6 protein-coding genes are annotated in these 8,463 nt (G+C 67.1%); 3 read left to right on the top strand and 3 right to left on the bottom strand.

Translation table 11 applies throughout. From position 1 onward, the window contains the following. Nucleotides 1–1,494, bottom strand: a 1,494-nt coding sequence (gene guaA, locus AAGI46_04620) for a glutamine-hydrolyzing GMP synthase (GenBank protein MEM1011488.1), incomplete at its 3' end; no start/stop codon positions are given. A gap of 165 nt (nt 1,495–1,659) precedes the next feature. Here guaA and AAGI46_04615 point away from each other — a divergent pair. The 3 genes from AAGI46_04615 (at nt 1,660) to AAGI46_04605 (ending at nt 4,911) form a co-directional block, all read left to right on the top strand. Further along, entirely contained in the window at nt 1,660–2,118 is a 459-nt protein-coding gene (locus tag AAGI46_04615; protein MEM1011487.1) for a nucleoside deaminase, read from the top strand. A gap of 154 nt (nt 2,119–2,272) precedes the next feature. Further along, the gene (gene glpK / locus AAGI46_04610) at nt 2,273–3,769 is read left to right on the top strand and encodes a glycerol kinase GlpK (GenBank protein MEM1011486.1); all 1,497 of its coding nucleotides are present in this window, start codon (nt 2,273–2,275) and stop codon (nt 3,767–3,769) included. A gap of 176 nt (nt 3,770–3,945) precedes the next feature. Then, nucleotides 3,946–4,911: a dihydroorotate dehydrogenase electron transfer subunit gene (locus AAGI46_04605; GenBank protein ID MEM1011485.1), complete on the top strand. Its 966-nt coding sequence runs from the start codon at nt 3,946–3,948 to the stop codon at nt 4,909–4,911. 3 nt (nt 4,912–4,914) lie between these two features. Here the strand turns inward: AAGI46_04605 and AAGI46_04600 are convergent, their stop codons facing one another. Both AAGI46_04600 and AAGI46_04595 read right to left on the bottom strand, forming a co-directional pair. After that, on the bottom strand, nt 4,915–5,838 hold the full coding sequence (locus tag AAGI46_04600; protein MEM1011484.1) for a PhzF family phenazine biosynthesis protein: 924 nt from the start codon (nt 5,836–5,838) through the stop codon (nt 4,915–4,917). A 97-nt stretch (nt 5,839–5,935) separates the two neighbouring features. Further along, nucleotides 5,936–8,458 (bottom strand): endo-1,4-beta-xylanase, encoded by a 2,523-nt coding sequence (locus AAGI46_04595; protein ID MEM1011483.1) that lies wholly within the window; start codon nt 8,456–8,458, stop codon nt 5,936–5,938. Nucleotides 8,459–8,463 lie beyond the last annotated feature (5 nt).

The following is an 8,463-nucleotide window of genomic DNA, read 5'->3' as shown; positions in this document are numbered from 1 at the left end:
GTTGATGATCCGCATGCTCATCCGGCCAAGCACCTCGTACGGCAGGCGGGCCCAGTCGGCGGTCATGAAGTCGCGGCTCTCGACGGCACGGACCGCGATGACATGGTCGTAGCTGCGACCGTCGCCCATGACGCCGACCGTACCGACCGGAAGCAGGACGGCGAAGACCTGGGCGGTTTTTCGGTACAAATCGGCCGAGACCAGCTCGTCGAGCACGATCTCGTCGGCGTCGCGCAGGATCGTCAGTCGCTCTTCGGTGATCTCGCCGATGACCCGGACGGCCAGGCCCGGCCCGGGGAACGGGTGACGCCAGACGAGTCGTTCCGGCAGGCCGAGCACTTCGCCGGCGGCGCGGACTTCGTCTTTGAACAGCTCGCGTAGCGGCTCGACGAGGTCGAAGCCCAGCTCCGCCGGCAGGCCGCCGACGTTGTGGTGGAGCTTGATGTTGGCCGCGTGGCCCGAGTGACCATGGCCGGACTCGATGACGTCGGGATAGAGCGTTCCCTGAGCGAGGAACTTCACGTCCGGAATGCTGGCCGCCTCGCGCTTGAAGGCCTCGATGAACTCGCGGCCGATGATGGTCCGTTTTTCCTGCGGATCGGTCACGCCGGCGAGTTCGCGGAGGAACGCGTCGCCCGCGTCGCTGGTTCGGAGATCGATCTTGAAGTGGTCGCCGAAGGTGCGTTCGACGAGCTGTCGTTCGTTTTTCCGCAGCAGGCCGTTGTCGACGAAGATGCACTTGAGCTGGTCGCCGATGGCTTTCTGCAGCAGGGCGGCGGTCACGCTCGAGTCGACGCCGCCCGACAGGCCGCAGATGACGTTGGCGTCGCCGACCTGTTCGCGGACGCGCTGGACCGTTTGATCGACAAAGTCGCCCATCCGCCACGTGCCCGAGCAGCCGCAGACCGCGTCGAGGAAGTTGGCGAAGATCGTCTCGCCTCGCGGCGTGTGCGTGACCTCTGGGTGGAACTGCAGGCCCCAGAATCGGCTCTTCTTGTGCTTTGTCGCGGCGAACGGACACGTCGGCGTCTTGGCGAGCGGCAGGAAGTCGTCCGGCAGGCTCTGGACCTGGTCCCCGTGGCTCATCCAGACATGTGTCTCCTTCGGCAGGCCGTTGAGCAGCAGGGCGTCGTCGACGACGTCCAGCCGCGTCCGCCCGTACTCGCGTGCCTCCGCCGGCTGGACGTCGGCGCCGAGCAGGTTGCAGGCGACCTGCATGCCGTAGCAGATGCCGAGCACCGGGATGTCGTTCTGGGTCGCCCAGTCGAGGAGCTCCGGGTGCGGTTTGGGTGCGCCCTCGACATAGACGCTGCTCGGCCCGCCGCTGAGGATGATGCCTTTGACGTCGCCGAGGTCTGCGATGTCGCTCGGCGACGCGTCCGGCCGGAGCAGCTCGCTGTAGACGCCCGCCTCGCGCACGCGTCGGCACAGCAGCTGGGCGTACTGGCTGCCGAAGTCGAGCACGGGCACGACCTCCTGATGGACGTCCTTCATCCGACCAATGTAGGAGCGGGCAGGGAAACGCAAAGACGCAAAGGCGCAAAGGTCAGACAAAGGAAACGGAGTGGAACAACCCGACTGCCACGCGTGTCCTTTGCTTTGCTCGGGCCTTTGCCCCTTTGCGTCTTTGCGTTTCAGTCAGAACGCATAGAAACGTGAATGCCCGATCCGTTTCTCCAGGCTGCGATCGATGAAGCGAAGCAAGGCCTCGCCGAGGGCGGGTTGCCGATCGGCAGCGTGCTCGTCCGCGACGGCCAGATCATCGGCCGGGGACACAACCGCCGCGTGCAGGGCGGCGGGGCGATGATTCATGCGGAGATTGACTGCCTGAACAACGCCGGCCGGCAGAAGACGTACAAGGACACGATCCTCTACTCGACGCTCATGCCGTGCTTCCTCTGCAGCGGGGCGGCCGTGCAGTTCGGCATCCCGAAGGTCGTCGTCGGCGAAAGCCGCACCTTTCCCGGCGGCGAGGGCCGTGGCGGCACGTCGCCCGACTTCCTCCGCAGCCACGGCATCGAACTCATCGACCTCGACGACGCCGAGTGCATCGAGATGATGACGACGTTCATCAAGGAGAACCCGGCCCTCTGGAACGAAGACATCGGCGTCGACTGAGACGTTCCGATCCGTCATCCCGAGCGAGCGCAGCGAGTCGAGGGACCTCGCCCGAAGCATTGAAGCCCAATCCAGACGAGGTCCCTCGGCTGCGCTCGGGATGACGGAAGGTGGAGAACGGCGGTGATGCAGAGGAGTGAGCTAGCCTCACCTCATGGCTGGCAAGTTCGTCCTCGCGCTCGATCAGGGAACCACCAGCTCGCGGGCGATCGTGTTCGATCACGGAGGGCAGGTCGCGGGCAAGGCACAGCAGGAAATCACGCAGCACTTCCCCGCGGCCGGGCTGGTCGAGCACGACACTGGCGAAATCTGGCAGACCCAGCTCGATTGCGGACGCAAGGCGCTCATTGCTGCCGGTGCGACGGCCGCCGACGTTGCCGCGATCGGCATCGCTAACCAGCGGGAGACGACCGTCGTCTGGGATCGCGCGACCGGCGAGCCGATCCACCCGGCCATCGTCTGGCAAGACCGGCGGACGGCCGATTTCTGCGACGACCTGGACCGACGGCTCGGCGACGTCGTTCGTGAGCGAACCGGCCTGGTCGTCGACGCCTACTTCTCGGCGAGCAAGGTGCGGTGGATTCTGGACCACGTCGACGGTGCCCGCCGCGACGCCGAGGCCGGCCGGCTGCTGTTCGGCACGGTTGATACGTGGCTCCTCTGGAACCTCACCGGCGGCCCGGACGGCGGCGTCCATGCGACGGACGTCACCAACGCCTCGCGGACGATGCTGATGGACCTGGCGACGCAGTCCTGGGACGAACGGCTGTGCGACGCACTCGGCATCCCGCCGGCCATGTTGCCGGAGATCCGCAGCAGCGGCGACGACTTCGGCGCGACGTCGCACTTCGGCGGCAGCATCCCGATCGGCGGCATCGCGGGCGATCAGCAGGCGGCGCTCTTCGGGCAGACCTGCTTCGATCGCGGCCTGGCCAAGTGCACGTACGGCACCGGCTGCTTCATGCTGATGCACGTCGGCGACGAGCCTGTCGCGTCCACGCAAGGTCTGCTGTCGACGCCCGCGTGGCGACGCGACGGCCGGGCGTCGTTCGCGCTCGAAGGCAGCGTCTTCGTCGGCGGTGCGGTTGTGAAGTGGCTGCGCGACGGCCTGGGCATCATCGACTCGGCCGAGGAGATCGAGGCGTTGGCGAAGACCGTCAACGACACGAACGACGTCTACCTCGTGCCAGCGTTTGCCGGACTGGGCGCGCCGCATTGGGACCAGTACGCCCGCGGCACCATCGTCGGCCTGACCGGCGGGACGACGCGGGCGCATCTCGCCCGGGCCGCGCTGGAAGGCATCGCCTTCCAGGTGGCCGACGTGCTGGACGTGATGCGGGCCGACTCGCAGCTGCCGATCGACGAGCTGCGCGTCGACGGCGGGGCGGCGGCGAACGACCTCTTGATGCAGTTACAGGCCGACGTCTACGGCGTGCCGTGCGTCCGGCCGCAGACCGTCGAGACCACCGCGCTCGGTGCCGCGTATCTGGCGGGACTGCAGGTCGACTTCTGGTCCGGCCTCGACGAGGTTCGTTCGATCTGGCGTGTCGACAAGCGATTCGAGCCCGCGATGTCGATGGACGAGCGTCAGCGGCGTCGCAATCGCTGGAGCCAGGCCCTCAGCCGGGCGACGGAGTGGGACCGGGCGTAGGGAGATCATCTCCCTCCGTCATCCCGAGCGCAGCCGAGGGACCTCGTCTGCATTTGGCTCCGCAGCACAGGCGAGGTCCTTCGACTCGCTGCGCTCGCTCAGGATGACGGATGGAGCGCTACGGTCGTTTCGTGACTGCAGTCGCACCGATGCGTGGACGTTACGTTGCCGAGACCGTGGCGAACGTGCCTCTTTGTCGGGAGCACAATCGGCTGACGCTGCGGGTGCCCGACATGCCGGCGAGCGTGCCGGGGCAGTTTCTGCAGGTGAAGTGCCGCGACGTCGACGATGCGCCGATTGGCGAGGTCGAAGAGATCGTCCACGAGTGGTCGCCCGGCATGCGAATCGACGTCCACCAGGGCGACGCGAACCGGCCGACGCCCGTGCTGCGCAGGCCCTTCAGCATCGCTGGGCGGCGCGGCGAGGAGGTCGATCTGATCAACCGCGACATCGGTCCCGGCACGCACTGGCTGTCGACGCTCCGGCCGGGTGACAAGGTCGACGTCATCGGCCCGCTGGGCGTCGGCTTCACGCTGCCAGATCCGGGCGGCATCGCACTGCTCGTCGGCGGCGGTGTGGGGATTCCGCCGATGATCTACCTCGCGCAGGCGCTAGCTGCACTCAACGACGAGGCAGCCGACGATGATCGTCGAAAGGCCGTCGCGTTTGCGGGTGCGATCACACGCGACCTGCTCAGCCTGACCATCACCGACGACGCCCCCGAGCCACCGGCGGGTCGGACGTCCAAAAGCATGGAAGGCCTGTACAACATTGACGAGTTTTCGCAGTTCGGCTTCCCCGCGATCATCAGCACCGACGACGGCAGCTACGGCTGGCACGGCCGCGTCACCGAGCCGCTGGCCCGGTACCTCGACGCGTGGTTCGACGACTCGTGGGAGGTCGGCAGTGTTCGGCCGACGATTTACACGTGCGGGCCGGAGCCGATGATGATCGCCGTCGCGCAGGTCGCACGAGAGCGCGGGCTGGCTTGCCAGGTGGCCGTCGAAAGGGCGATGGCGTGCGGCATGGGCACGTGCCAGTCGTGTGTCATTCGACAGAAGGACGAGAGCGACCGCGGGTGGAGCTACCGCCTCGCCTGCACGCACGGCCCGGTCTTCGAGGCGTCGACGCTGCTCTGGTAGCGGCTACAGAACGAGCTTGCCGCGAACGACGGTCGTGGCCCGTCCGCCAAGGTGGACGCGCTTGCCGCGCGTTGTCACACGGACCTCACCGCCGCGCCGGCTGATCTGGCGGCAGTGCAGGACCTCGCCGTCTTTCTTGCCGAGCTCGCGTGCGAAGAACGGGCCGACGGTGCAGTGGGCGCTGCCGGTCACGGGGTCTTCGTCGACGCCGTACGCCGGGTAGAAGCACCGGCTGACGACCTCCGCATCGTCGCGGGTTGCCTTGGCCGAGACGATGACGCCGCGCGCCTGCTTGTGTTCGAGGCAGATGTTGGAGATGGCGCGGAACGTCGGATCGAGCCGGGCGACCTCGGACTCGGCATCGACCTCGACGAACCAGTCGAAGAAGTCGTTCGCGCTGCCGTCGTCGACGCCGTCGGCCGGGGTGCTGCGACCGGCGAAGACGGTGCTCGTGAGGCCGAGCGCGTCGAGCAGCCCGTCGGGCAGCTGTTCCTGGACGGGCGGCGTGGCGGGCAGGTCGATCCAGAAGCCACGCCAGTCCGTGTCGGGCGAGGCGCGCAGTCGGCCGGAACGCGTGTCGAACTCAATCGGCTGGTGCAAGCTGACCAGGCCCGCGTCGTAAAGCGCGTGCGCCGAGGCCAGCGTCGCATGGCCACAGAGGTCGACCTCGCGTGTCGGCGTGTACCAGCGGAGCCCGAAGGTCCGGCCCCGGACGGACTCGCTGGCGGGCTTCTGCCGATCGTCGCCGTAGGTGACGAATGCGGTTTCGGAAAGGTTCATCTCGCCGGCGATGTTGAGCCGCAGCGCCTCCGCATCCTCGCCGTCGGCAGCGAGCGGATCGCCCGGCTCAAGCAAAACGACAGCCGCCGGATTGCCACCGAAGGGCCGGCCGGTGAAGGCGTCGATGATGAACAGCGGAGACGACATCGCAGAGCAGCGCCGGGAGCTGCCGCAGCGTAACAACTTGTCGCGACGGGCAAAGAGCTTCGCCCGCCATGGCCACTGGCGTTGTCAAAAGTGGGCGTCAATTCAGCCGCAACACGACCATCCCCGGCTCGGCAGCCGTGTGCGAGACGGCCATCTCGACGTCACCGACGCGGACGACGTAGCCGCCGTGATGACCGGTGACGCGAGCAATGCCCTGGTCATCGGTGGTGGCGGCGGTGTTGGTTTTCCATTCGCCCAGCACCCACTTTTCCCACATCGCCACGCCCGGCTTGGCGGTCCAGTCGCGGGCGAACATCGGCGTGTTTCGCAGCCAGTGCACCTCGTCCCAGAAACCCCACATGATGAAACCGTCGAACTGCGGATGGGCGTAGCTGAGGATGAGCAGGTCGCGGAGGTAGTCCGCGTAGGCCTCGGCGTCGGTGGTGCGCGTGTCGAACTCGGTGATCATCATCCGCTTTCCGAACGGCTCGAAGGCGGCGATCGTCTCCTGGAGCTGGCCGATCGAAATCAGGCTGCCGAAGTGGGACTGGAAGCCGATCGCGTCGACCGGCGCACCTGCGTCGGCGAGCACCTGAATGACGCGGTGATACTCCTGCGCGTGTCCGTTCTTGTCGAAGGGCGGGCCGTTGAGGATGCCGAAGTCGTTGATGAAGAGGTCGGCGTCGGGGCGATGCTTCTCAGCGAGCTGGAACCACTCGGCCATCTCGCTTTCGCCCATCAGCCGCATGAAGTCGTTGTTGTTCCACGGCTCGTTCATCACGTCCCATGCGTCGATGTACTGGGCCGTGTCGATCGTGACGTCGCGGATGAACTCGTTGGTGATCCAGCGGAGGGACTCGACGTCGCCCGCCTCCGCCTCGGCCCGAATGCGGTCCAGCGGCACGCGTGTCTTGCGCCAGCTCGGCCAGACGAGCACGTGACCGTGAATGGTCAGGCCGGCTTCGTCGAGGTCGGCGAGCATGGCCATCGTTTCCTGGCGGTGCTGGAGGTCGTACCAGCGATGGATCTTCAGGCCGTTCTCCGTGCTGGCGGTGTTGAAGAGCCGCAGGGCTTCCTCGCGGTAGCGCTGGCCGACGTCGTCCTGGCGACGCCAAACCTCGGCGCTGATCGCGCTGCCGAACTGGAAGGCGCTCTTGGTCATCTCGATCTCGATACGCTCGCCAGCGACGGGTCGGCCGTCGGCGTCGACGACGCGGACTTCGATCGGGCCCGTGCGGAGCTCGTCGATCCGGGCCAAAGCCTCCTTACGCCATGCGGCGTCGGGATCACGGCCGTCGTAGTCCTGCGTGGTCTTGGGAAGATCGGACAGCTCGACGCCCGTCCCGCCGTAGCGGACGAGCTCGATGCCGGCGAGCTCGAACGTCTGCTCGCGAAGGCCAGCAGCGAAGTTCAGCTCGGCGTTGCCTTCGCCGTAGGTGCGATAGACGTTGAACGGGATGTCGTATCGCGTCCACTCGCTGCCGGGTGTCGCGCGGTAGACGAACGACGGATCGAAAGGCCGGCCGGCGTGCTGGTAATAGACGTCGAACTCGGCGGCAGCGGTTTCGTGCTCGCTAGCGAGCGTGCGTGCCCAGAAGCGGAGATGAGCCACGTCGCCGCCGGTGGTCGGGGCGATCTGGCGCGTCTTGATCTCGGCGTGCCACTTCTGCGGCTCGGCAGCGGTGTTGCGACCGACGGTGACGCGAAGTGCGCGATCGACCGGGCCGCCTGCGACGTCGACGACTTCCACGGAAGCGAGGTCGGTCACAGGGCCGTAGTTGCCGGCGAAGAAGGCGGCGACGGCGTCTTGCGGCAGAACCGCGACGCCGCCCGGGAGATCGTCGCCGGCTGGTCGCGGCCTTGCCGTCGGCAACGGTCGCTCGTCGGGCTTAACGAAGCTGGCATCGGCCGAGGCGTCAGCATCACCGACGACGAAGTCGTCGAACGTGACTTGCCGAGCCTGCTGGTCGTCGCTGTTCCAGGCGTTGATCGACAAGACGCCGAGCTCGTCCTGGCCCGCGGCGTGGAAGGGCAGTTCGGGCTTGCCCTGGAAGGTCTGCTCGACGCCGTCGAACGTGAGCGTGTACGTCTCGCTGCCGAAGTCGATGACGCCGGAGACGTCGACGAATCGGCCTTCGAAGTCGTCGAGGTCGATCGTCTTACCGTCGGCGTCGACCATCTTGCTGATGCCGCCACCGGCCTGGTTTTCGGTCTGGACGATGCCGTTATCGAAGATGCCGATGCGGACGGCGTTGCCCTGCGTGTTGCCGGTGGTGTCGTGGCCGATGCGGACGAACCAGGCACCGTCGAAGTCCTCGCTCGTCGGCTTCGCGTCGGATCGGAGTCGAAACGAGAAGGGCACCTTGCCCGTGGCCTCGCCGGCCAGCGGGAGACGCATGTTGGCGAAGTTGGTCTCGTCGCGGCCGGAGGTCTGGGCCGCGCCATTGCCGTCACCGAGGTCGATTACGGTTGCCAGTGGCGTCCCCGTCCACGACGGCGGCTCTGCGGGCTGGTCGCTGACGGCTGCGCCGACTCGGTAGCCATCGGCGGAATCAAACGACGCCGTCTGAGCAGCGGCGACGGAACTCGAAGCGAGCAGGAGTGCGAGAAAGCGGCGCATGGCGA

Source organism: Planctomycetota bacterium (assembly GCA_038746835.1).
Taxonomy (GTDB): domain Bacteria; phylum Planctomycetota; class Phycisphaerae; order Tepidisphaerales; family Tepidisphaeraceae; genus JBCDKH01.
The sequence above is the reverse complement of the archived record's forward strand: the minus strand, read 5'-3'. Positions and strand labels throughout refer to the sequence as shown.